This window comes from Treponema pectinovorum (assembly GCF_900497595.1).
Taxonomy (GTDB): Bacteria; Spirochaetota; Spirochaetia; order Treponematales; family Treponemataceae; genus Treponema_D; species Treponema_D pectinovorum.
The window spans coordinates 518,114-542,463 of sequence record NZ_UFQO01000001.1; the positions used below are offsets into that span (position 1 = coordinate 518,114).

At 36.5% G+C, this 24,350-nt stretch carries 17 protein-coding genes, 1 tRNA gene and 1 rRNA gene; 3 read left to right on the forward strand and 16 right to left on the reverse strand.

Going from position 1 to position 24,350, the window contains the following annotated elements; translation table 11 throughout:
- Nucleotides 1–114: 114 nt before the first annotated feature.
- Genes lon through FXX65_RS02310 form a run of 4 tightly spaced genes read right to left on the reverse strand, consistent with a single transcriptional unit; the run spans nt 115 to nt 5,935 of the window.
- Entirely contained in the window at nt 115–2,835 is a 2,721-nt protein-coding gene (lon, locus tag FXX65_RS02295) for an endopeptidase La (RefSeq protein WP_147614903.1), read from the reverse strand.
- 47 nt (nt 2,836–2,882) lie between these two features.
- The gene (locus tag FXX65_RS02300; protein ID WP_147614904.1) at nt 2,883–4,556 is read right to left on the reverse strand and encodes a serine/threonine-protein kinase; all 1,674 of its coding nucleotides are present in this window, start codon (nt 4,554–4,556) and stop codon (nt 2,883–2,885) included.
- Between the two features lie 3 nt (nt 4,557–4,559).
- Entirely contained in the window at nt 4,560–5,582 is a 1,023-nt protein-coding gene (locus FXX65_RS02305; RefSeq protein WP_147614905.1) for a metallophosphoesterase, read from the reverse strand.
- Nucleotides 5,583–5,590: 8 nt separating this feature from the next.
- Nucleotides 5,591–5,935: an FHA domain-containing protein gene (locus FXX65_RS02310; protein WP_147612258.1), complete on the reverse strand. Its 345-nt coding sequence runs from the start codon at nt 5,933–5,935 to the stop codon at nt 5,591–5,593.
- A gap of 293 nt (nt 5,936–6,228) precedes the next feature.
- Here FXX65_RS02310 and FXX65_RS02315 point away from each other — a divergent pair, with 293 nt between their 5' ends.
- Nucleotides 6,229–6,606 carry a rhodanese-like domain-containing protein gene (locus FXX65_RS02315; RefSeq protein ID WP_147612257.1) on the forward strand — a complete coding sequence of 126 codons (378 nt, stop codon included), beginning with the start codon at nt 6,229–6,231 and terminating at the stop codon, nt 6,604–6,606.
- A gap of 176 nt (nt 6,607–6,782) precedes the next feature.
- Here FXX65_RS02315 and FXX65_RS02320 read toward each other — a convergent pair.
- From FXX65_RS02320 to FXX65_RS02365, 10 genes are all read right to left on the reverse strand, one after another.
- Nucleotides 6,783–6,857 (reverse strand) — tRNA-Arg (locus tag FXX65_RS02320).
- 234 nt (nt 6,858–7,091) lie between these two features.
- Complete coding sequence (locus FXX65_RS02325) at nt 7,092–9,230, reverse strand: IdeS/Mac family cysteine endopeptidase (protein WP_147614906.1); 2,139 nt, start codon at nt 9,228–9,230, stop codon at nt 7,092–7,094.
- Between the two features lie 359 nt (nt 9,231–9,589).
- Nucleotides 9,590–10,981, reverse strand: coding sequence for a flagellar hook protein FlgE (flgE, locus tag FXX65_RS02330; protein WP_147614907.1), 1,392 nt, complete (start codon nt 10,979–10,981; stop codon nt 9,590–9,592).
- A gap of 21 nt (nt 10,982–11,002) precedes the next feature.
- Nucleotides 11,003–11,443, reverse strand: coding sequence for a flagellar hook assembly protein FlgD (flgD, locus tag FXX65_RS02335; protein WP_147614908.1), 441 nt, complete (start codon nt 11,441–11,443; stop codon nt 11,003–11,005).
- 86 nt (nt 11,444–11,529) lie between these two features.
- Nucleotides 11,530–12,888 (reverse strand): flagellar hook-length control protein FliK, encoded by a 1,359-nt coding sequence (locus FXX65_RS02340; protein WP_147614909.1) that lies wholly within the window; start codon nt 12,886–12,888, stop codon nt 11,530–11,532.
- Nucleotides 12,889–12,954: 66 nt separating this feature from the next.
- Entirely contained in the window at nt 12,955–13,584 is a 630-nt protein-coding gene (locus FXX65_RS02345) for a periplasmic-type flagellar collar protein FlbB (RefSeq protein WP_147614910.1), read from the reverse strand.
- A gap of 182 nt (nt 13,585–13,766) precedes the next feature.
- Nucleotides 13,767–14,816: a glycosyl hydrolase family 18 protein gene (locus tag FXX65_RS02350; protein ID WP_187116194.1), complete on the reverse strand. Its 1,050-nt coding sequence runs from the start codon at nt 14,814–14,816 to the stop codon at nt 13,767–13,769.
- A gap of 118 nt (nt 14,817–14,934) precedes the next feature.
- A complete protein-coding gene (locus FXX65_RS02355) occupies nt 14,935–16,281 on the reverse strand; it encodes a uracil-xanthine permease family protein (protein ID WP_147612250.1) in 1,347 nt (448 codons plus the stop codon).
- An 82-nt stretch (nt 16,282–16,363) separates the two neighbouring features.
- On the reverse strand, nt 16,364–16,948 hold the full coding sequence (locus FXX65_RS02360; protein ID WP_147614912.1) for a hypothetical protein: 585 nt from the start codon (nt 16,946–16,948) through the stop codon (nt 16,364–16,366).
- A 107-nt stretch (nt 16,949–17,055) separates the two neighbouring features.
- Nucleotides 17,056–19,149: an ATP-dependent helicase gene (locus FXX65_RS02365; protein ID WP_147614913.1), complete on the reverse strand. Its 2,094-nt coding sequence runs from the start codon at nt 19,147–19,149 to the stop codon at nt 17,056–17,058.
- Nucleotides 19,150–19,266: 117 nt separating this feature from the next.
- On the opposite strand from FXX65_RS02365, the gene FXX65_RS02370 reads away from it, so the two are divergent.
- A complete protein-coding gene (locus FXX65_RS02370) occupies nt 19,267–20,571 on the forward strand; it encodes a hexokinase family protein (protein WP_147614914.1) in 1,305 nt (434 codons plus the stop codon).
- Between the two features lie 32 nt (nt 20,572–20,603).
- A complete protein-coding gene (locus FXX65_RS02375; protein ID WP_147614915.1) occupies nt 20,604–23,354 on the forward strand; it encodes a hypothetical protein in 2,751 nt (916 codons plus the stop codon).
- 82 nt (nt 23,355–23,436) lie between these two features.
- Here FXX65_RS02375 and FXX65_RS02380 read toward each other — a convergent pair whose 3' ends face one another.
- Both FXX65_RS02380 and rrf read right to left on the reverse strand, forming a co-directional pair.
- A complete protein-coding gene (locus FXX65_RS02380) occupies nt 23,437–23,895 on the reverse strand; it encodes a hypothetical protein (protein WP_147614916.1) in 459 nt (152 codons plus the stop codon).
- A gap of 332 nt (nt 23,896–24,227) precedes the next feature.
- A 5S ribosomal RNA gene (gene rrf / locus FXX65_RS02385) occupies nt 24,228–24,337 on the reverse strand.
- Nucleotides 24,338–24,350 lie beyond the last annotated feature (13 nt).

Genomic DNA, 24,350 nt, shown 5'->3' on the forward strand with positions numbered 1-24,350 from the left:
GCCTCGATAAAAATAACTACGATAAATATACAAAAAAAAACGCCCTTGTAACAGAGCGTTTTAACTTATGGCAAGAAGTGTTTCCCATCGGATTTTAACAATTCAAATCAAAGATTAAAAACCGTAATTCAAAGTTGTAACAGTTTTTTTCGCTGGAACAAACACTTGAGTCATAACTTCCATTGCATTTTTTACAGGAATAAAAGTTATTCCGCTTTTTACGATTTCTGGAATTTCTTCCAAATCCCTTTGATTCGCCTTTGGAATAAAAATCGTTTTGATTCCGTTGCGTTTTGCTGCGACAGTTTTTTCCCTCAAGCCTCCAATCGGCATAACACTTCCTGTTAAGTCTAGTTCGCCCGTCATCGCAACGTGCGGCTTTACAATCCTTCCTGTAAACAGCGACATAAAAGTTGTTGCCATCGTTATTCCTGCACTTGGACCGTCTTTTGGAGTTGCCCCTTCTGGAATATGCAGATGAATAACATTTTGTTCGAACCAAGTTTGATTTTTTATCTTGTTTTCTATCGCATACTTTTTTGCCCAGTTAAAAGCGATTTGAGAAGATTCCTTCATAACATTGCCCATCTGCCCTGTAAGCACCAGCCCACCTTTTGAATCCGGAAAAGTTATGGTTTCTATCAAAAGCGTATCCCCACCCATACTAGTCCAAGCAAGACCTATGCAAGTTCCAGGAATATCCGCTTTTTTTATCTCGCTTTCGTCAAACACAGGCTTTCCAAGATATTTATCCAAATCTTTTGCATCAATCGTATAAGTTGAATCCTTTATACTTTCAGGCTCAACTTGAGAAATCTTTTCAACCTCGCTTAACTTTTTTACATTTGCAGGAATACCTGCAAGCTTTTCCGCGATGATTTTTCTATGAATCTTATCAACTAACTTTTCGTATTTTCTCACTCCAGCTTCTCGCGCATATTCTTCTGCTATGCGAGCAAGTGCTGATTTTGTGTATTTTACTTGATTTCGAGCAAGTCCATTTTTTACAAGATTTTTGGGAATAAGATATTTGCGTGCAATTTCAAGTTTTTCCTGATCTATATAGCCTGAAAGTTGAATTATCTCCGCCCTGTCTAAAAGTGGCTCTGGAATGCTGTCCAAAGTGTTTGCTGTTAAGATAAAAAAAACATTGCTGACATCAAAAGGCAAATCAAGATAATTATCACGGAAATTTATATTTTGCTCTGGGTCCAATACTTCCAAGAGTGCACTTGCAGGATCTCCTTGAGCACTTACGCCCATCTTATCAACTTCATCAATCATAAAAACTGGAGATTTTGTCTTTGTAATTTTTAACCCTTGAAGTATTTTTCCTGGCATTGCACCTATATAGGTTCGCCTGTGCCCCTTAATTTCTGCCTCATCGCGCATTCCTCCTACGCTAAACCTGTAAAAGGGTTTTGCCATAGCATCTGCGATAGAATGACCAATGGATGTTTTTCCAACACCAGGAGGTCCAACCAAAATCATTATGGAACCTTTATTGTCATTTTTCATCTTTCGCACAGCAAGGTATTCGAGAATTCGTTTTTTTACATCGTCAAGACCGTAGTGATCTCTTTCCAAAATTTTATACGCTTTTGCAAGGTCGAGTTTTTCTTTTTTTTCTTCGTTCCAAGGAAGAGCGCAGATAAGTTCAAGATAGTTTCTAGAAACAAAATATTCTGAAGAACTTGGATCCATCAGTTTAAATTTTTCAAGTTCGCTTTCTGTCTCTTCTTTTAATTCTCCAGAGAATTTAAAACTTTCAATTTTTTCTTTAAATTTTGTGTAGTCGTTTCCTTCGCCATCCGCTCCAATTCCAAGTTCATCTTGGATTGACTTCATCTCTTCTCTTAAAAAATATTCACGTTGATTTTTTTCAATTTTTTCGTTTAATTCGTTTTGGATCTTCTTTTGCATGCGCAAAAGTTCCTGTTCTTTTTTGATAAAAACAAGAACTTGTTCAAGTCTTGAGCGAATATTCAACTGCTCCAAAACTTTTTGCTGGTCGGTTTTATCGACATTCAAAATGGAAGCAACAAAATCTGCAATTTTTCCAGGATTGTCGATATTTACCATATTCAATCGCATTTCTTCTGAAAAAAGTGGATTATTGTCGCTTATCTCTTTCATCTCGCTTATCAAAGCACGAGTCAAGGCTTTTGTTTCAAAGGTTTCACCTTCTTCATCATCAAGATATTCAACCGCAACTACCACAGGATTTTTTACAGAAAGAGATTTTCGTATTTTAAAACGCTTTATTGTTGAAACAAAGATGTTGATTCCACCGTCAGGAAGATTTATTTTTTTAATAATCCTTGCAACCGTTCCAATTTCATACATATCGTTTACAGTTGCACTTTCAACTTCATCTTTTGTAAGCACGAGCCCTATAAAACCAGAGCCATTAAAAGCGTCCTCAACAGTTTTAACGTCTTCTTGATTTGAAATCATAAGAGGAGTAAAGATTCCAGGAAAAATCGGATGCCCATTCAGCCCCAAAATTGAAAGTTTTACAGGCAAAGTCTGCTCTACAGGAATTATAGAACCCAGAGCACTTGCAAAATCATTTTTGTCTTTTGGCTTTGAGCCTGTTTTTTTTGAAGGCTGCGCTTGCTCTTTATTTTGAGAATTTGACGAGTTTTCTGAATTTTCTGAAGGATTTTCGATAGAATCTTCATTTTTTAAAGATGAATTTTTATCTTTACTTTCCACTGTAACTTCAACGTCCACAGGAACATTTGGATCAATATTTTTTGAAATCACATCATCGATAGCATTTTTTAACTGCTCTTCTATAGAAATATCTTCATCGTTATTGTCTTTTGTCATAGATATAATCTACTCACAAAAAACAAAGACGACAAGAAAATATTATTCTAGAGTTTGCGTTTAAGAGAAGCTGTTATAAAAAGTTCATCCTGATACCAGTCGATTATGAGCGAATAAAAAGCGTCTTCGTAGCCATCGCAACTCACAAGAAATTTTAGCACAGTTCCAGTTTTTAATTCTGCTTCTGGCAAATCTTGAAGCAAAATCCATTTTCCCCGATAAAGCACCTGAAATTTTGATGATTGAGAAATATCTTTTTTAGAATCAATATCATAACTCAAAGCGTGAACGGTTAAAGGTCTTTTTGCATTTTTTAAATTTGAAATTTTAAAATTCAAATTTTTCTTTCCAACTTCAACAGTATTCCACATGACATAAGAACCAACTGCGATTTTTATCCTGTATTTTCCCGGTCGAAGATAAATCGGATAGGTTTCGTAATTTTTAACGCGGCCTGAACTCGTTTTTACAGTGGTCTTTGCTCCATTTTTTAACAAAACTTCTTTTTTTTCGGCAAAAACTCGCCTTGTATTTTTTACTTCTGGCAAATCCTTTCCGTCATCAACAAAGAAAAAAGAACGCACAGGTAAATCAGAATCAACAGAAGATGTAGACGGCAGCTCCATATTAAGCACAACCTGCGTATACCAATGGCTTAAAATCGTTTTATGAACATAGCCTTTAGACCAGACCCAAAAAAACAAAAACAAAACCGTAACGCAAGCACTACAAGCAAAAAAAATGTTTCTAAAACGGTGAGATTTTCTTTCAAAGGCTGGAGGCGAAAACTGATTTTTTGTAATTACAGTCTGTGCAAGTGCCACCCTTATTGAATGAGTGTCGTAATGCGAAAGATATTTTTTTACGATTTTTAGGACAGATTCTATAGACTGAAATCTCCTTGCAGGATTTGCCTTTAGCATCTTTTTTATCATCCTACAAATTTCTGGAGGAATCGATTTGTCAATCTTTCTTGGATTAACATACTTGCCTTTTTTAATCTTTTGCAAGGTTTCTTCGCTTATATTAGATGGAAACGGTTTTTTGCCAGTAAGCATTTCGTAAAGCATTACGCCCATCGAATAGATGTCTGCCCGCTTGTCGACATTTCGGCTGTCGGTAATCTGCTCTGGCGACATATAAGCAGGAGTTCCCAAAGTAACACCATGCTTAGTCAACGAAGAATCCACCTGTGTCGAAGTTTGTATTTTAGACGAAGGTTTTTCTTTTAAAAGGTCATCGCCACTTTCAGAAGAAGCAATTCCAAAATCAGCAAGTTTAACGCCTGCCCTTTTTGAAATCAAAATATTTCCAGGTTTAATATCCCTGTGCACGATAGAATGAGCATGAGCAAATTTTAAGGCAAGGCAAGCATCTTGAAATATCAAAAGCGCGATTTCTGGAGAGAGTGCAACCTGTTTTTCTAAAATTTGGGCAAGAGAAAGTCCGTCTACAAATTCTTCAACGATGTAATGGCTTTGACCTTCAACAAAATAGTCAAAAAGGTGAACGATATATGGACTTTGCATGTCGAGCAAAATCTGTGCTTCCCTTTTAAAACGCTCGCGAACAGTTGCATTATTTCGTATCGTAAGCTTTTTTAAAATTACAAGTCGCTTTAATGAAGGATGAACCGCTTTATAGACTGCGCCCATTCCGCCCTTAGCCAAAAGCCCCATAATCTTATACTTACCAATTATTTCAGGAATTTTTTCTGCCATAACTTATTCCTCTTTTAGAACGCTTAAAATATCGGTTTCTGGATTAAATTTTTGAAAAGGCCGAACAAAAGCGATGTTTTCCATATTGGGATTATGAATTTGAATGAATTTTCCCCTCTGCCTTAAAGCATATCGTTGAACAACAGGTCTGTGCCCTGCAAGCCAAACCACTTTTGCACAATCTTTCCCAACAAGATTTTTAATCGATTTAGAGACGGAACCAACTTGCGCTTTGCCGTTTGCAGTCCACGTCAAAGCAAGAACAACTTCAGGATTGTCTCTAAAATTTATTATTTTCGTTTTATTTAGAACAAAGGCGGGTTCGGCATGGCTTACAACAAGATTTGGAAAAACCGCACACAAAGGGAGCGAATGCTCAAAACAACTCCACATGTAGATAAGCGCATCGTCATATTTTTCGCGCATAAAATTGTAAAACATTTCGCCTTCCAAAGCCATCTTGTAAAAAGAATGATTTCCACGCCCCTCTTCGTTTAAGATATTTTCGTGATTCCCTTTTAAACAGTGAAAATTTCCCGGAAAAGCAAGCTTTAACTTCATAACGATTTGAACAGTCTTTAAATTTTCAATCATCTCTTCGCACATGGGCTCGCTGGTTGGGTTTCCATCTTTAAATGCCGCATACGCTTTTTTCCATCTTGAATAAGCCCTAACCTCAGAATGAAACAAATCTCCGACGCAAATCACATAGATAAGATTTTTTTCCAAAGCCTGTAAAACAGACATCTTTTTGCAATCAACATCTATTTTAAAGTCTAGAATGTGCATTAAAAAATAAAACCGTGCGTGAATATCAGGAATAACTATAACAGGAAGATTTTTGCTTTCTTTACAAAAATTTAAAAGTCCTCCAGAAAGTTTTTTTTGCGTTCGCTCACGAGGACGATAGGAAGAATCTTCGTTTTCGAGCAGATTAACGCAGGCAGAAGATAAATCCATAAGCACAGAATAATCTGGAAGAAAGTTTGAATTGCAAATATCGAGAAGATTTTCTCTTAAAGACACAGCAAAACCTAAGAAATGATGAGATTTACAGAACCGATTGTAATTTTATCGTTCGCGTTCAATTTTACGTATTTGTCGTTGGGAATTCGCTTTCCGTTTATAAAAGTTCCGTTTGTGGAATTTTCATCTTTAATAAAAAAGACATCTTTAATCTTTTGAATCGAAGCGTGAACTCTGCTAGCCAATTTGTTGTCAACAACTATGCTGCAATCTGGCGAGCGACCGATAGTCATTTTCGCAACGAGATTAATCTTTTTTTTGTTGAACATAAGGTAAGAAACCTGCTGAGAATCTGCAATTTTTTCCAAATGCTGCCCAACAGGAGAATCTGTAACAATCGTAGTGTCTTGCATAAATCAATTATACAGTCTTGAAACAAAAAACTTCAAGCATGAAATTTTGCAATAGTAACAACAGTGCAAATTTTTGCAATATCCCAAAAATCAAAAATAAGGCAAATCGGATTTTTCAATAAAAAGTTCAATAACAAAGGCTTTATTTGACTTATAAAATCGGCAACATTACATTTTTTATGTTGAAAATACGCAAAAGTAAAAAATACATAAAATGTGCATTAGGAACTTTTGCAATATTTTCAAAAAATCTCAAATCAAATTAAAATTTTAAGGACAAAAAGGAAGAAACTATGAAAATGCGTTATATAATCAGTGTTCTTACCGCAATGCTTGCATTTGGAGCGTGCAGCACAGCACAAAATTACAAAAAAATAAGCGCGGAAGAAGGCAATAAACTTCTTAAAGGACAAGAAAAGGTGATATTGGTAGATGTGCGCACAAAAAGCGAATACGAAACAGGCCACATTCCAGGAGCAATCTTAATTCCAAACGAAGAAATAAAATCAACTCGTCCAAAAGAACTGCCAAATTTAGACACCAAAATAATAATCTACTGCCGCTCAGGAAGAAGAAGCGCAGTCGCCGCAAAAAAACTCAGTTCAATGGGCTACAAAAATATCTTAGACATGGGCGGAATTTTAGACTGGCCATACGAAATAGAAAAATAAAAAATCAGATTTTTTATACGGGCACATCTTAAGCCATTCAGAAGAGAACGGCTTAAGACCGCGCTTTACAGGGTTGCGCTTTCGCTCCAGCCTCCTCGCTCGCTTTAGCTCGCTGCGGTGGCCGCTACGCGCCCTTACAATCGCTTGTGCAGATTTAGGCACAAATACATAAAAAATGAGACTGGGCAGGTTCGAACTGCCGACCCTCTGCTTAGAAGGCAGATGCTCTAATCCAGCTGAGCTACAGTCTCATATTTGGATAATATAACAAATTGCATGATTTTAAGCAATCGAAAAACTAAAAAATATTTATAGAAGGCTTTTCTTAAAGTTTATATTTAACCTTAAAATTTAGATTTTAAGTTAAAACTCGCTTACAAATTAACTGCTAGGCAAAATAAAAAAAGCTAAAGCATTTTCTTTTACTTTAGCCTTTTTTTGGTTATTTATAAAACCTATAACTTTTTAAGTCCACAAATCACTTACTAATTTTCATTAAGCCATTTTTGCCATTGCTTTTCACCCTTATCGAGCGTGGTGATTCTATCTATCCATTTATCTATATTGATAATAGACTTTTTTACTGCATAGTTTATAAGGTACGGATAATTGTTTTCTTCTTCGTTTTCTTCATAGATATTCTTTTGATAACGAATTCCATAGGTAATCATTTCATTGTTCGGATTGTTGTTATCTGCAATATAAATTGCAATAATATTTTCATCTCCATCAAATGCAGCACCCCAAAGTGTTATAGCGTGCAAATTCCCACGTCCATCGCGCGTATCTAATCCTATCGCTTTTTTAGAATTGAATGCTTCTTTTAAAATTCTTTCAAACTCTTTCTTTGAGTGAGGTGTCTCTACATTCACGATATTATTATCTTTACTGAAAACTTTATCAAAATATTTTGGACTTGGGATTCCCTTAAATGGGCTGTTAGCAGATGAAAATAAAAATCCTTCAAGACCGTTTCTAATCTCGTTTCCGCTATTTACACAATTGCGTCTGAATAAAGCCGCAATTTTACTTTTCTCGTATTCTTGGTCATCTTGCAATCCTTTCGTATATGAAAAATCGTAGGTAGAGCCGTATTTATTTTTGTATCTATTTATTAACTCTTTGTTTTGCTCACCCCACCAATGCAGCATATTGCTCGCAGTCATTGCCCAACACATATTGGAGTCAGAGCCTTGATAGCAATAAGGAGCCATAGTAGCATGCATTACAAATTTCAGTTTTCGCACATTGAAGAACGTTGTATCTGAATTTTCTTCCCACACAGAGACATAATCAGAATTGTAGTAGAGCGTCTGTCCACCTTCTTGTAATGGAGCTCCATCCTCGCCCAGAACAGGAACCTTTTCTCCATTATTCGGCTTTTCGACTCCAGAAACCCATTTTGTTGTCACAGTAGGATTCTCGTTTGCTTTTTGCTCAAGTTTCACTGTTAAGTCTTTTTTATCGTCGCCCTTGACGTATTGATTTGTGCTTTTGTCTATGAACTTTATATCCGCAGTTCTAGCCCACACTGTTTTGTTTTGAGAAACGTTTAGTTTTATCGTATCTTCAGCAGGATTTGAGGAGTCTTTACTGACAAAACTTATCCACTTTGAGCCGCCTTTCACAACATCTAGCTCATAGTTCAATTTTCCGTTGAGCGTTTCTAGTTTAAACGTAACTTCCCCACCGTTGCTTTCGCACAAAGCAGGAATCGTTTTTATTTTTATCGAAGGTTTTTGTGTTATCTTAAATTTTATAATTTTTTTGACTTCAGAATTGGACACAGATTCAACAGTCACCTCTGCATCGCCTTCTTTTGAGCCTTCTACAGTTTTATCATTTACAGAAATATAGTCCGGAGCATTGTTAGTAATGCGGACATATTTATTTGTAGCGTTGTCAGGTTTTACTTTTGCATTGATTTTATATTCTTGACCAATACCCAACTCAATCGGCTGCGCAGGAAGCGGCGGGTCAAATTCAATGCCAGTAACGGCAACTTCGGCTTCTGTTACGGTCACGTTTACAGTTTTTGTGATGCCATCTGCGGCGGTTATCGTCAGTGCCGCAGCACCGACTTTCTTTGCGGTAATCAAACCGTTTGTATCAACAGATGCAATATCTTTATGGTCGGAAGAATATGTCAGAGTTTTATCGGTTGCGTTATCAGGCTTGACTGTGGCGTTAAGCCGATGAGTTCTGCCTTTTACAATAGAAATATTTTCGTCAGTAGAAGGAACGGCAATTTCCGTTACGTTTATGCGTGCCGCAGTTACGGTTACGCTTATCGTTTTAGAAACGCCATCTGCCGCTTTTAGCGTGATAGACGCAGTTCCGACAGACTTTGCAAAGATGAGCCCTTTTTCATTGACAGCGGCAATATTTTTATCGCTTGAAGAATATGAAATTTTCTTATCGGTCGCATTTTCAGGCAATACAGTTGCCTCAATTTGATATTTCGTATCTTTTACCAAAGAAATAGGATTTGTAAGATTTTTTATAGAAATATCTTGTACCTTAACAACCTTAGCCTCAGAAGAATCATTTTGCTCGTAATTATCCTTACATGAAGAAAGCAAAATACCAATAAACATAGCATAAATAAAAAATTTGTTTCTCATGAATTTATCCTTAAGTATTTTTTCAAATAATCTATTATCATTTTTATTTAGTCAACATCTTATATAGGAGATATATTAACAACTAATAGAATTTTATCTGTAAAAACAATACATTTTTTTGCATAAATAAATTTTATTTTTTTTACGCTTAAGGAGGCATAGTAAAGAATTATAGCCCCGATTGTAGTGGCTTGCCGGAGGCAAGTTGCATAGTGAGCACTCCTGTGCGAACGAAGCAATGAAGCGATAGCGCAACCACGAAAAGCGGGTATTTTTTAGTGGCATTTGCCTAAAAAAAGAGCATACCATTTTTTTATGATATGCTCCTAAATTGTTTTATAAAAGACTTTTACTTAAAACTAGCGTTTTAATGAAAGAACTGTTTCTAAAAGCGTGTCAGCAGTTTGGATTGTTTTTGCGTTAGATTGGAATCCACGCTGGGTTACTATCATATCTGTAAATTGTTCAGAAAGGTCTACGTTTGACATTTCCAGCGCTCCTGCAAGAAGGCTTCCCTTGCCTGCAATTCCAGATGCTCCTATATTTGCAAGTCCTGAGTTATTACTTTGAACATATGTATTGTCGCCTGCCTTTTCAAGTCCGTTCTGATTTGTAAAGGTTGCAAGCGCGAGTTGTCCTAAAGTTCTGTTTGTTCCGTTTGAATATACTCCAGTGATTATTCCCGATGAATCTATCTTAAAATTGTCGAGATAGCCCATTGTATAGCCGTCTTGATAGAATGCCTTTGTTGATGACTGCGATGCACTTTGAGTTACTGTATTTTTCTGGCTCCCGATTGTGCCAAGGTTTATGTTCATAGTCTGGCGGTAAGGAGTTCCGTCTGCATTTGGATTTGCTCCTGGAACTGTGTAACTTGCCTGTAGAATTATCTGACCTGCTGGATTTGTGATATTTCCTGCACTGTCCGTTACAGACTGTAAAGTTCCTGTGTTGTCAAAGTTTATAAGGAAAGCGTTTGACATTCCGTCTGTTGAGCCAAGTCCAACTCTTGTCTGTGTAAATTCTGCATTGTCTGCATCAACATTTACAGTTGCTTGCCACTGATTTGGATTTCCTGTGACACGAGTAAAATTTACAGAAAGGAGATGAGTATTTCCAAAACTGTCGTAAACTTTAAATTCTGTATTCCAAGTCCCCTTTGCTATATCTGCGGCGTTTGCGCCTTCTGGAATTTCTGGAGTATTCTTGTTCAAGTTGCAAGCAAAATTTACGAGGTTTGTTTCTTTTGCTGGGTCTTTTGAACCTACTGGTATAACTAAATCTTCTGGCGTTGCTGCTGTCTGCAAAACTGTTTCACCGTCTATTGTACGAGCCATCCAACCTTGAACACGAAAACCGTTTGCTGGGTTTACAAGTGTTCCATTTGAATCTAAAGAAAATGCGCCTGCACGAGTATAGTAGGATTTTTCACCATTTTTTTCCAAGAAAAAACCGTTTCCTTGAATTGCAACATCTGTTGCAACCCCTGTTGACTGCAAGTTTCCCTGTGTAAATACAGTATCTATAGAAGCAACTGTCATTCCAAGCCCAACTTCTTTAGGATTTACCCCACCCTTTTCTTCGGTTGGCTTTGCAGCTCCTGCGGTTTGCTGACTTATCATATCCTGAAAATTTACACGACCGCGTTTAAATCCCGTCGTATTTACGTTTGAAATGTTGTTTCCAATTACGTCCATCCTTGTCTGATGGTTTTGCAATCCTGAAACTCCTGAATAAAGTGATCTCATCATATATCTACCCTCGTGTTAATATCAGTTACCGTAAACTGTCTTTATTTGGTTCATGCTATAATACATTCCGTTTACCAAAACCTGTGGATTTGTACCTCGTGTCGCTCCTTCTACAAGTCCTGTTGCACTTGTATCGCCAAGGTCAAGTTCTACTGTTTTTCCAAGCATGGACTGTGCTTCGTTTGAAGAGATAAATTGTGACATCTTTTCAAAACTCTGGCTCATGTTTGTCATTTGCTCGAGAGAACTGAATTGCGCCATCTGTGCTATGAATTCAGTATTTTCAAGCGGATTTGTTGGATCTTGATTTGAAAGTTGTGCAATCAAAATTTTTAGAAAATCATCCTTGCCCAATTCATTACTGGCTTTACGTCCGTTTACAGTCAGCGTTTTGTTGAATGAATCAACTGCATTCTGTGTATAAAGTTTTTCAGATGCATTCATCTTAGCGGTAAAATCCATCTTTTTAGTTCTCCTGTGCATGTTTGTTCACCATGATGGCAAACCCTATAAAGAATTTCGGCATTTAAAACGCCTTGTTTAGAAAATTATGCAACAATATTTACTGAATATTTTGCACCACCCGTATATGAAACTTCGGAGGAAGTTTCAACCACTCCTTTTTCTGCGACGTACTCGCCATAAGTTGCATTTGCCCTAAATGACGATTGACTATCTTCTTGCCCATGACCGTAACCGCCTTGAGCAAATTGAGGGTTTTGATTGGAAAAATTCAAATTAAATTCGCCTGTTTGAAATCCGTTCGAAGCAAAAGCATTTTTTAACGATTCAAGGCTTTCTTTCATTGCCTCATACGCTTCCTGTGAGTGAACGGTTATAGAAGCAGAAATCATCTTTTCTGAAAGGTTGAGTGAAATTTTCACATTTCCAAGTTTTTCTGGATGCAAAATCAAATTGATGTTTCCCTGGTTGTTGTCTTTCAGAATGATGTTGCCCACTTTTACAAAATCCAAAGCATTTTCTTGGACAGCATTTGAAATCATATTCTGAAAATTCGAACTTGTTGCACTTGCAGTTTGGCTGTCGCTAGAAGTTATGTTTTGTTTAGAAAGTGCAGATAAGTCCAAACTCACCTGAAAATCTTTTTCGCCTTCTCTCTTATAAGAAAGATTGTAGTCTTTTTTAGAATTAACTTTTAAATTTTGGCTTTCTTCAATTTTGATTTTATTTTGAGTTCGTAAATCTGTAACATCAATTTTTAAATCTTTTTTGTGCTCTTTTAAAGGTTCAATTTTTTCTTTATCTTCGCTTTTTTTTGTGAGTTGCAAATTTTTGTTTTCTAAGTTTAATTCATCAAAATCGATTGCAAGATTTTCAATATTTTTTTCTGAATTTTGCAAAAACATAGAAGGATTTGCAACGGAAAGTTCTTGTGCCGTTTCTAAAAGTTCTTTTGAATCGGCTTCATGCGGAATAAAATCGATTACAGAATCTATCATCGAAGAAAAATCTTCTGATAAAATTTCATTCTGCTCAAAATCGGTTAAATTCGTGTTTCCGAGCCACAAAAACTGTTTTGCTGAAAGTTCAATATCATCTTTTGCATTTTTTTGAGAGAGAATTTTTGAATCTTCAACTTTTAAATCTTTAAAATCTTCAATCGCAAGTTGTTCTTCAATTTTTTGAGAATTTTCTTGTACTGCTACAGGATTTACTTGAGGAGTTTCGTTTTCTTTTAAAGAAAAATCACTTTCTTTTTTTGATTTTTCATCTTTTCCCAGATTAGATTTTTCTTTTTCAAGTCTTTTTGAATCTTCGCTTTCTAGTTCTTTTTTTACTTCTTTAAGTGCAACTTCAAAAGAGATTCCTTCATTAGTAAAAAACTTTGGAGAAGTTTCTTTTAAATTTGTTGCAGGTAAAATGTTTTCAAGAGCAACTACTTGCATTGGCAAGATCCTCCTTTTTTTAGCAAAATCGAAGAAATCAAGCCTTTTTTGAATTGACTGGAGCGATTAGTCCAAGGTTTCTGGTTTATTCGCCATCTTCCTTTGAATAATAGCCGCCCGTTCCGCAGGCATATTCATAAGCCAAACGGAAGTCATAGAAGTTTTTCTAGCAGCTTCCGCAAGTGCGTCGGTCTTTCGAAGGATGTCTATTACATCCTGATCGCTCATTCCCAAAAGTTGCTCTACAGCAGTTTTTGGTGGCATGCTTGTCAAATAGGCCGAAATTTGTTCGATGTTACTATTTCTATCATCGTACTTTTTGACCTCTGTGTTGAATGTTTTTTCTCTTTCTTCCTGAAATTTCTGTCTGTCTTGTAATTCTTTTGCTATGGATTCATTTGCATTTTCTGAACGCGAAATATCGGCTTCTCTTTTATCCAACTCTTGCTTTCGTATTTCGAGTGCTTCAAGGCGTTTTGCAAGCCTGTCATCTTCTAAATTGGCTTCGAGTGGTTTTGTCTGCGTTGCTGTCTGCGAAGTTTGGGTTTGGAGTCTTAAAAGTTTATAAATTGGAGAAAAAAATGATTTTGAATTGATTGCTCCCAAATAGTCAAACCACAAAAGCCCACCCAGCATCAGAATAATTATAAGGATGAGCAAAACTATAGATTTTCCTAAGCCACTGCCTCTCGCCATTTTCCCCTCGCACAGAATAACAGATTTAGTTTAACTTATTTTTTGTGACCACGCAATATTCGCAAAAACATTTGCACAAGCGATTGGAAGGGCGCACAGCGGCCACCGCAGCGAGCATAAGCGAGCGAGGAGGCTGAAGCGTAAGCGCAACCCTGCAAAGCGCGGTCTGAAGCCGTTCGTATTTAGAACGGCTCAGATGTGCCCGTATAAAAACTTTCCTGATTTTTTATTTTTAAATGATTCCAATAGCATTTGTCTTCCTGTCCAACTCGCCAAAAACTCAATGCGTTTATTCCATTTTCTTTGTACATCTTGGTTCTCGTTACGAGAGATTTTTCATCATCGAACCACGTCGTTATCGTAAGTTTTTTTGTGATTTTAAAACTTGGCGTATCAAATTCATCCCTTGTAAAGTGTTTTATATCGTGCTCTGCAAAAATTTCTTCTAAGGTTGGATAAGTGTAGGCTTTGCCTCCTAAATTGTCATCCCGCCATGCTCTGCCATAAAACGAAAGTCCCATCACAAGTTTTTCCCGAGGGATTTGCGTTTTTGCATATTCTGCGATTTTTTGACACCATAAAGTTCCTGCAACAGGGCCTGGCTCGCTTGTAGACCAATGTTGGTCGTATGCCATAACGATTATCTTATCGACAAGAGAAGCAATTTTTTCATAATTGTAAGCATCTTTTTGCAGCGTTCGCAGGCGGGCAGGAACTGCAATGCTCAAAATTTTCCTGCCCAACTTTTTTTTCAAAATAGAAAGAAATTCCAAAAAATTTTCATCATCAGAAGCAGTTACAAGTTCCCAGTCTATTTGAAGTCCGTCGTAACTTTCGCTTGCCTTTACCAAATCGTCTATAATTTTATCTCTAAGCGGAAGTTTTGGGGAAAGAAGAAGATGTGTCTGTGCTTTTGAGTCACAACTTGTTACAAGGTGAACGCGAGCATTCGTCTCTGAAAAGAATTTTTGTTTTGGAGGAGATGAGGGAACCTCGCTAAAAGTTGTTATTGCAGGCGAAAAATAGCAGATATCGGTAAGAGGAAGTTCATTGTTCCATGCACCTTCCCTTTCGCTCATAACGTATCCCCATAATTCATTGAATTCTAAAGTCTCGCACGGCTCGTTCGGTTTATAGTTTATATTGTCATTGTTTTTTTGTATTGTAGTACAGGAAATCATCGCAATACTAAAAAAAATTATTGCGCCTTTTACAAGATTTAGTTTTTTCATGCCCATATTATCGACAAGATGAAGATAAAAATAAAATGCACCTTTTAAACTTCATCAATATGAAATTAATAGGTGCATCTTTAGTAAAAAATTTTTATTTCAATTTTTATTGATAAATTTAATCTCCCTTTTTTACTTCTTCATCCGCAGATTTTCCACTTAATAGAATGTTTGTTAAAATTCCCAATATCAAAGCGCAGGCAACGGTGCGAATTTCAACCTTGCCAAATTTTACAACCATTCCGCCAACTCCCGTTATGAATATTACCGAAGCGACAAATAGATTTTTGTTCAGATTTAAATCAACTTTTTGAAACATTTTAAAGCCGGAAATCGAAATAAATCCGTAAAGTGCGATGCAGACTCCGCCCATTACGCAGTTTGGAATTGTCTCTAAAAATGCTACCAAAGGGCTTATCAATGAAAAAACTATGCACATTATAGCGCAGCCCCAAATTGAAATTGTTGAAGCATTGCGTGTTATTGCTACGCAACCGATTGATTCTCCGTAAGTTGTGCTTGGACAACCTCCAAAAAAGGTTGAAAATATCGTGCCAATTCCGTCGCCAAGAAGGGTTCTCGTAAGACCAGGCTCTTTTAGCAAATCGACTTCGACTATTGATGAAAGATTTTTATGGTCTGCAAGGTGCTCTGCAAAAACTACAAAAGCGACAGGAACGTATGCTGCAAAAATTGTGAGCAAGTATGTAGGAGTAATTCCTTTTAAGCCTTCAAAACCGCCCAACAAAAAAGTGAATTTTGGAAGTGCAAAAAAACTCGTAACTTCTAAAAATGCGCTGTAATTTATTACGATGAGGTTTTGGTTGTTTGTCGTGTATCCTATCAGCGAAAAAATCGATGCGCAAAGATAGCCTGCAAGAATGCCGATTATAAATGGAATCAATCTTCCTATTTTTTTACCGTAAGTTGAGCATATCATAGTAACGGCAAGCGTTATAAGACCGCATATCAACGCTACATAGGTGCTTCCGCCAGAGACAGATGATTTCATCAAATCGCTTACAGCATTAGAAGAGAGGCTTAAACCAATTATTGAAACCGTAGGCCCTATTATTACAGGTGGCATGAGTTTATCTATCCATCGTATTCCGCAATATTTTACGATTATCGCTATTATGACATATACAAGACCTGCCATTATGGCACCGATTATAAGTCCCCAAGTTCCTATAGCAACCGAAGCCGCTCCTCCGAAGGCACTGAACATAGAACCTATAAATGCGAAAGAGCTTCCAAGAAAGACAGGACTTGAACTTTTTGTAAACAATAAATAGATGAAAGTTCCTATTCCTGCTCCAAAAAGTGCCGCTGATGCTGAAAGTCCGTTACCAACAATCGCTGGAACTGCGATTGTTGCTGCTATTACTGCAAGCAACTGCTGTAGCGAAAACAAAAAGACTTTGCCAAAACTTGGTTTATCTTTTATTCCGTAAACTAATTCCATTTTTCCTCCAAATAAAAAGTCAAAAAAAAACCGGGTCTATAATAGAACCCGGTCTTTGGTTTGTCTACACTTGTATTAAAACCTATTCAATTCTTACAGCGTAAATACGTGTACCTGAAGTATTGATTTTGTAAGCACCTGCTGTTGCAGCGTTGAATTCGAGTGTTGATTTTGCTTCTTTTCCAAGGTTATCAACCTGTGCAAGAACTGTTCCGTCTGGAGCATAAATTGCAAATGCACGAGCTGGAGTTGCATCTCCGTTTCCAGAGATTGTCAAAGTAACTTTTGCTGGAGCCTTTACTACGATTTCAAACTGTGCCTGAAAAACATCTTTGATGTTAGAAAGGTTTGTTGCACCTTTGTTTCCCATATAAAGAGCTGTTCCAAGTTCTTCTGTCTTAAATTTTGCTTTTCCTGCAACTGCTGCAAATTCTGCTTCTAGAGGATTAGAAACTGCGTCAAGAACAAAACGATCGTCAATTACTGTATCGCTTGTGCCAATATCAGATAAAGGAATTGTAGCCCATTCCCAAACTGAAACCTTTGATGCAGTCGATTTTGAACTAGATGTTTTAGGAGCAGCTCCGCTTGTTGAGCCACATGATGCAAGCATTGCAACTGTTGCGAGTGCTGCAATAACTGTTGTTACTTTTGTAACTAATTTCATTTTATATCTCCTCCATATTTGAGATATTTCTATAATAATGTTCAATCTGTTTTTTTTACTGTCTTTATTTTGTAAAATTACGATATTCATTTTTATGAGATTGAAATTTAATTGTGCGAAAATCCAGGAACTCTTGGAGCAGAAAAACGCTTTCTCATCTGAGCAAAAAATTCTTCTGCGGTTTGGGGTTCAACATCTTTGGCAGGTTCATGATATTTTACAAGATTTGCAGGAATTTCCTCTAAAAATCTGCTCGTAGTTGATTCGACAACCGATTGCAAATGCCTTCTTTGCTTACAGGACGAAATGTAAAGTTTGTCGCGAGCTCGCGTTATTGCAACATAAAAAAGCCTTCGCTCCTCCTCTACCGCAGCATCCCCAGCTTCATCAATCGCTCTCCCATGTGGAATAAGCCCTTCTTCGCAGCCGATTATAAAAACGACAGGAAATTCAAGCCCCTTTGAAGCGTGAATTGTCATCAGATTGACCTTTCCTTTATCATCTTCATCTTCCATATCGTCCCTTGAAAGCAAGGTTATCCTGTTTAAATAGTTGTAGAGAGTTGGCTCGGAATTTTCAGGATTGTTTTCCCACATTTCAATAGAATTTACGAGCGATTCGATATTTAAAAACTTGAATCTGGCTGCTTTTTCAGATTTGGGATTTTCGCTAATCAAATAATCAAAATAGTGAATATCTTCAACCATAGCTCTAACTTTTTTAGAAAGTCCATGACCTCCGAGCATGCTTTTATTCCCTTCGATTATTTCTACAAAAGATTTTAGAGAATCCTTTGTGCCGTCCGAAAAATCTATCTCTTCAATTCCAACTTTAAATGATGAAGGAGTTTTTTCCATAAATGCTTGAGCCTCGTCTTCTGGAATTTCAAGCAGAGATTTTATGCCTTCATACAGCGAGCAACCCAGATTTTTTGAAATTTGATTTAATTTTTCGATAGTGCTTCTGCCGATTCCCCTTCTTGGCGTGTTTATTATCCTTAAAAGATTTACATCGTCATCGTGATTTGAAATCACCCTTAAATACGAAATTATATCTTTTATCTCTTTGCGCTGAAAAAATGAAGTTCCGCCGCTCATCGTATATGGCACATTTTCCTGCAAAAACGCTTCTTCAATAGCTCTGGACTGAGTATTCGCCCGCATCAAAACGCAAAAATCGTCGTATTTTCTTTTTTCTTCCACACAAATTGATTGAATCGTTTCTATCACAAAATCCGCTTCGGAAGTTTCGTTATCTGGAGAATAAACTTCTATCGGTCTTCCTTCGCCATTTCCAGACCAAAGATTTTTGTCTTTGCGGTTTGTATTGTGTTTTATAACGCCATTTGCCGCAGCGAGTATCGTTCCTGTTGAGCGGTAATTTTGTTCGAGACGAATTTCTTTTACGTTTGGAAAATCTTTTTCAAAGTTGATTATGTTTTGATAGTCTGCCCCTCTCCAAGAATAAATGCTCTGGTCGTCATCGCCAACAACTGCAATGTTGTTTTCTGCCAAAAGATGCATCATCTCGTATTGTTGATGGCTTGTGTCTTGAAATTCATCAACCATTATGTAGCGATAGCGTTGCTTGTAACTTTGGAGAATCTCAGGAAATTCTTTAAAAAGCCTTATCGGAAGAACTATTAAATCATCAAAATCAACTGCATTGTAAAGTTTTAATCCTTCCTGATAGCCTTCATAAAGTTGACGATACATTTGGTTTTCCGCATTCCAATGCTTTCTTCCGGTCTTTATATCCGAAATCAAAATCCCAATCTTGTAAATGTCTAGCGCTTCCTGTGAATATCGCAATTCCCGACCAGTTTCTTTTATCAGCGAATTTCTGTCTGTTTCATCATATATAGAAAAATTTGCTCGCCAGCCGAGTTTTTCAATATCCTGCCTTAAAACCTTTACGCCAAAAGCATGAAAAGTTGAAATCGTCAAAAGCGGAAGTTTTTTGCCAGTCAATTCCTTTATGCGCTGTGTCATCTCCTTTGCAGCTTTATTTGTAAATGTTAACGCAAGAATCTGACTCTGCGGAATTCCAGAATCCAGCATGTGAGCGATTCTAAAAGTTATGACGCGAGTTTTTCCAGAACCAGCGCCTGCGATTATCAAAATTGGTCCGTTTACAGTTATAACCGCTTCGTACTGCTCTGGATTTAATTCATTTTTTAAATCTTGTAAATCTGCCAGCATAGTTAAATGAATATAGTGATTTTTTTTGATTTTGTCCGCACTTAATCGCGTCAAATACATACTCTTACAAAAAAGATTTGTGAAACGATAGCAAATTGATATAATAAAAGTTAAATTATGAATTTTATTTTTAATACCTTGTTTCTTCAAAAGTTTGTCGTTAAATCATTTTTAAAGCGCCATCATTTTTATTCAAAGATGATTGTTGATGAAATCCTGACCGATATGAAAAAGCCAAAACCTAAAAAAAGTGGGCAGGATATGAGCGAAACTTGGATGAGCGTTCCTCAAAAAGATGTAGAAGGAAAAAAAGTTATTGTAATAGATGCTGGTGGAACAAATTTTAGAAGTTGTCTTATTTCGTTTGGGAAAGATGGGAAACCTGAAATTACCGAATACAGAAAAAATTCTATGCCTGCTCTAGAGCGTGAATATTCAAAGGATGAATTTTTCTCTGCGATTGCAGATAGAATAGATTATCTAAAGGACAAGGCACAAAAAATAGGTTTTTGTTTTTCTTATTCGCTTGATATGAAAAGAAATCACGATGCCATAGTAAACGCTTTGAGCAAAGAAGTAAAAGCGCGTTCTATAATAGGGCTCGCAGTGGGAAAATGCCTCAAAGAAGAACTTTTAAGGCGCGGATGGAAATCCATAGAGAAGATTACAGTCTGCAACGACACAGTAAGCGCTTTGCTTGCAGGAAAAAGTGCATTGAACGAATACGATTCGTACATTGGCTTTATTCTTGGAACAGGAATGAACGCAGCCTTTGTGGACTATTCAAAAAATACAGAAGATGGACAAATTATCGTTTGTGAAAGCGGAAAATGCGACACTTTCCAACTCAGCGATTTCGATATGGATGCGGATTTAAGGACGGCAGTTCCTCATCAGTTTCCATTGGAAAAATGCTGCTCTGGTGCATATCTTGGTAACACAGTTCTGTCTGTTTTGTATTTTGCTGCGCGCGAGGGACTTTTTTCGCCTGTTGCAGCAAAAAAATTACTGGAATTAAAAGAGCTTTCTACAATCGAAGCAGACGATTTTATTCAATTTTATAAAACTGGAAAGTTCTACCTTCCAAAAGATTCAAAAAATCCAATCTCGCTTTGCTGTGCCAATAAAAAAGATATAAAAATCGCTTTTTTACTTATAGATTCTTGTATCGACAGGTGCGCTCATTATGCAGCGTCAATTTTAGCAGCAGCTCTTGTAACTTGTGGAAAAGGAAAATCGCCTGAAAAAAAAGTTTGCATAGTATGCAATGGAACAACTTTTTATAAAACTTTTAAAGTAAGGGAGCGAATTGAAAAATATCTTTACCTCTGGGCTACAAAAAAACGAGGAATCCACTTTGAAACTATTTTTATACAAGACGACATAATAATAGGAACTGCAAGGGCAGGTCTTCTTTTTTAATTTTCCTAGTAGCAAAAAAAATAAATTAAACGATGAAAAAAAGTATTTGGACAGTTTTATTCTTGCTATTTTCTCTAAAGATTTTTTCTTACGGCGGAATAATGTCTGGAGAAAAAACTCTAAAAACCTTTTCTACAAAATATTTTGACCTTATCTTCCCTATTGAATGCGAAAAAACTGCTTTAAAAATCGCAGATGTTTGCGATAGTTACTATCTGGAAATTTCACAAAAGTTAGGATTAAAGCCGTATCAAAGATTTCCAGTTTCTATAACGCGCCAGGTTGAACGAACAAATGCGTTCTTCTCTTTAGCTCCTTACAATTTGATAGTTTTTTACGATACGGAATTCGGCGAACATTTAGACATGTATGAAGACACTGTTCAGTCGATTTTTTATCACGAATTGACTCATGCGGTAACTTTAAATGCAAAATCGCCGTTTTGGCAGGAAATGAGTTTTTTTGCAGATTTTTTTACGCCGGCAGGACTTTCGCTCACATCTTTTTGGTTTGAAGGTGCAGCTGTTTTGTTTGAAAGCTTTGGAAACGGTGGCAGATTAAACGATCCGTTTTTTACACAGATAGCAGTTGAAGCGAAACTAAAGGATTATTTTAACGAAAAAAACTTCCCATCCTGGCGCGATGTAAGCGGAGCAAGGGATACCTATCCTTACGGAAACGATGCCTACGCCTTTGGTTCAACTTTTGCTCAATATCTTGTAAAAACCTATGGTTTTGAAAAATATGCTCAATTCTGGAAAAACGCAGGAACTTCCACGAATCTTTCTTTTTGTGCAGGCGTTTTTAAGAGAACATACAATTTAAAACTTGATGAGGTCTGGAACGATTTTAAAGAGAGCATAATTTTGCCTCAAAATATAAAAGCGCAAGATAGAAAAAATTTTATTTCGTCAAAAAATTTAATTTCTAAAAATAACACTGCAATCGTTGCGCTGGATTTGTTTTACGAAGAATCAACAGGAAAATCAAAACTCGTCTGGTATGATTCCTTTTCAAATGCGGTCTATCTGGACGGTAAAAAACTTTTTTCTGCCTTTTCTGTCCAAAAATTGAGATTTTCAGAAGATGGAAAAAAACTTTTTGTAAATCATTTTGTTGAACATTCAAATGTAAAAAGTGAAGATTTCCAATATGATTTTGCTTCTCAAAAAAAATTACCTCTAAAACACGAACGAAAAAGATTTGACGAAGTTTTTGGCTGTCAGATAAAAAAAGAAGGATTGAACTGGAGCCTTTTATATTCACCAACAAATTCAAACAAAAATGCTCGATACGATTTTAAAGAAAAAATCCTCCACAACCTTCATTTTGAAAGAGAAACAGAAGAAGAAATTTCATTTGTATTTACTTGGGCAGAGCTAAAAACAACAATGCTGAGCCGAATCGGGCGAATTGTTATAAATAAAAAAACTCTTGAAGCAAAAGCTTATCTGCAATCTCAAGACAATCCAGCAGGAATTTTAAACTGTGTTTTTGACGGAAAAAATTATGCAGTAGTAAGTGAAGAGTTTTATTCAAAACCATTGCGTTATTTTTCGTTGGAAGAAAGCGGTTGGAATCTTTTTTATCCAGAAACTTTTATAAAAGAAGATTTTGATGAAAGCAGAAAAAATCCAAGCTCACAAAAAAAATCTGCGGAAGAGCAAAAAAATGCTCGCGGTCAAATTGAAAGCCAGCTCAAAAAACAAATCGTTTTTAAAGACTACAGTGCAAGCAATCATTTTTTCAAAGGAATAAAACTTCCTTTCTCGATTGCAGGCACATATAAAAGCGATTTTTCATCTTCGTCAATTTCGCCACTGGGAATAACTTTCATAAGCTCAACTCCCTGGGTTGATAAATTTACAATTTTATCCGCAGGAATAGATTCATCTTTTTCGTCTGGAGGCTTATACGCTTCTATAAGCAGTCGAAATGATTTATTTTCTTACGAAATCAGCGAAAGTTTGAATTTTAATCAAAAAGGATTTCTTCAATCGTATTCAAAAGGAACTTTATCGCTCGTATTCTGGCGTTCGCTCATCGATAGTGCATCGCTTGGAATAAACGCACAAACATTTTTAGGAAAGGAAAACAAAAAAACAAAAGTTAAATTGCAAGATGAATCGACTCTTTCTTTTTTTGAGGACAACTGCATCTATGGCGGAAAAAATATCGATGTAAAATTTTTTGCACAATATTCATCTTTACACAAAGCGTCCCCGAGATATTTAGATTATGCGGGTTTTTATGCAAAAACTTTTTTTGATTATCAATATGAGTCGCTTTTTGTAGATACAGAGAGCGTTGGCAAAAAAGACTTGAATAAAAATCAATATGCAAACATTGGCATCGAATATGGAATAAAAATTCCAGGCGTGGTTCCAGTTTCATTTGTGCAGAGTTTTTTTCCTCAAAAAAATTATTTTTCGCAATTTTCTCTTTCGGCAATTTTACATTCTTTTGAGATTCAAAAAGGAATCCCATTTTTTTCTTTATACGCTTATCGCATAAATTTAAAAGCCATGTATGCTGGCGCTTTTAAATACAAAAGTGAAGATTATATTGATTTTGTAAATTTTTATCTAATTGCAAAAAACATATCAAAAGAAGATTATTCCGACCTTTTAAGATTTTCGCTGGAAATAGTTTTAGGACCTGGAACAAGCTATTTTGCTTCAGGCGCGTACAAAACTTCGTTTGGAACCTATTTGCAATACAAATTTTACGGCGAAGAAAAAAACAAATGGATTCCAGCCGTTTACTTGCATCTTTCTGTGTAGAAAAAGCAAAATTTCAACCTTGCACCAAATATTCCAAATGAACAAAATACAATCTGAATAGACAGCAAAAACTATTTGAGGATCAAAGTGTAATAGTAATAGAGCCGTCGGTTTTGTTGTTGTTCCACTCATTAGTGTTGTGATATTGCCATTCATAAAAAAATCTCAAAACTTCGTTTGTGTCGGTAATAAAATCAACAATAAATTTGCTTGTGGGTGGAGAGATTTCTTTACTTATTTTTATTTGAACTATGTTTTTCGTAATCGTATTTGAATAAGCAGTTCCGTTTAAAGTTGCCGTCACTGTACGAGAATAAACTGCTGTTACAGAATGAGTTCCTTCACCATATTTTTCAAAAAGACAGTTATATATGTGCAAAGCGTCTGTATCTTTTGGAAAAATAATTTTTGTTGTCGAAACAAAATTTGAACTGTCAGTTTTTGGAATCGAGTTCCTGTCATCGCCGTCATAATTAGAAAGATTGCATCCAGCGACAGTGCAAACAAAAATAAAGACCGTAAAAAATCTAAGGAAATTCATATGCCAATTATATTTTGTTCGTCATAAAAATCAAGTAAACGCTCATTTGTTATAATTCAAAAATACAACAGAAAAAAGCGTGCTGTAAAAATCAGGGCACATCTTGAGCCAATTCGCGTTGCTCACAGGCACAAGAGCGCGCTTTGCAGGGTTACGCTTGCGCTCCAGCCTCCTCACACGCTTACGCTCGCTGCGGTGGCCACATCGGCGCCCTTCCAATCGCTTGTGCAAAAGTTGGCACAACCGCCACCGCAATTTCTCGAGAAAGTAACAAAGGTTGATTAAACTATAAGCTATTTTTTAAGCGCAGAAAAAGTATTTAAAAAGAAAAAAGCTGGCAGCTACCTACTTTCCCGCGAAGAGCAGTATCATCGGCGTAAGAGAGCTTGACTTCCGTGTTCGGAATGGGAACGGGTATTACCTCTCCACTATGGCCACCAGCAAATTAAACAGTG

What these genes read in the sequence shown, in the direction of transcription:
- lon (WP_147614903.1), bottom strand. Translation starts at nt 2,835, where the DNA reads ATGACAAAAGACAATAACGATGAAGATATTTCTATAGAAGAGCAGTTA.
- FXX65_RS02300 (WP_147614904.1), bottom strand. Translation starts at nt 4,556, where the DNA reads ATGGCAGAAAAAATTCCTGAAATAATTGGTAAGTATAAGATTATGGGG.
- FXX65_RS02310 (WP_147612258.1), bottom strand. Translation starts at nt 5,935, where the DNA reads ATGCAAGACACTACGATTGTTACAGATTCTCCTGTTGGGCAGCATTTG.
- FXX65_RS02315 (WP_147612257.1), top strand. Translation starts at nt 6,229, where the DNA reads ATGAAAATGCGTTATATAATCAGTGTTCTTACCGCAATGCTTGCATTT.
- FXX65_RS02325 (WP_147614906.1), bottom strand. Translation starts at nt 9,230, where the DNA reads ATGAGAAACAAATTTTTTATTTATGCTATGTTTATTGGTATTTTGCTT.
- flgE (WP_147614907.1), bottom strand. Translation starts at nt 10,981, where the DNA reads ATGATGAGATCACTTTATTCAGGAGTTTCAGGATTGCAAAACCATCAG.
- flgD (WP_147614908.1), bottom strand. Translation starts at nt 11,443, where the DNA reads ATGGATTTTACCGCTAAGATGAATGCATCTGAAAAACTTTATACACAG.
- FXX65_RS02340 (WP_147614909.1), bottom strand. Translation starts at nt 12,888, where the DNA reads ATGCAAGTAGTTGCTCTTGAAAACATTTTACCTGCAACAAATTTAAAA.
- FXX65_RS02345 (WP_147614910.1), bottom strand. Translation starts at nt 13,584, where the DNA reads ATGGCGAGAGGCAGTGGCTTAGGAAAATCTATAGTTTTGCTCATCCTT.
- FXX65_RS02350 (WP_187116194.1), bottom strand. Translation starts at nt 14,816, where the DNA reads ATGAAAAAACTAAATCTTGTAAAAGGCGCAATAATTTTTTTTAGTATT.
- FXX65_RS02355 (WP_147612250.1), bottom strand. Translation starts at nt 16,281, where the DNA reads ATGGAATTAGTTTACGGAATAAAAGATAAACCAAGTTTTGGCAAAGTC.
- FXX65_RS02360 (WP_147614912.1), bottom strand. Translation starts at nt 16,948, where the DNA reads ATGAAATTAGTTACAAAAGTAACAACAGTTATTGCAGCACTCGCAACA.
- FXX65_RS02365 (WP_147614913.1), bottom strand. Translation starts at nt 19,149, where the DNA reads ATGCTGGCAGATTTACAAGATTTAAAAAATGAATTAAATCCAGAGCAG.
- FXX65_RS02370 (WP_147614914.1), top strand. Translation starts at nt 19,267, where the DNA reads ATGAATTTTATTTTTAATACCTTGTTTCTTCAAAAGTTTGTCGTTAAA.
- FXX65_RS02375 (WP_147614915.1), top strand. Translation starts at nt 20,604, where the DNA reads ATGAAAAAAAGTATTTGGACAGTTTTATTCTTGCTATTTTCTCTAAAG.
- FXX65_RS02380 (WP_147614916.1), bottom strand. Translation starts at nt 23,895, where the DNA reads ATGAATTTCCTTAGATTTTTTACGGTCTTTATTTTTGTTTGCACTGTC.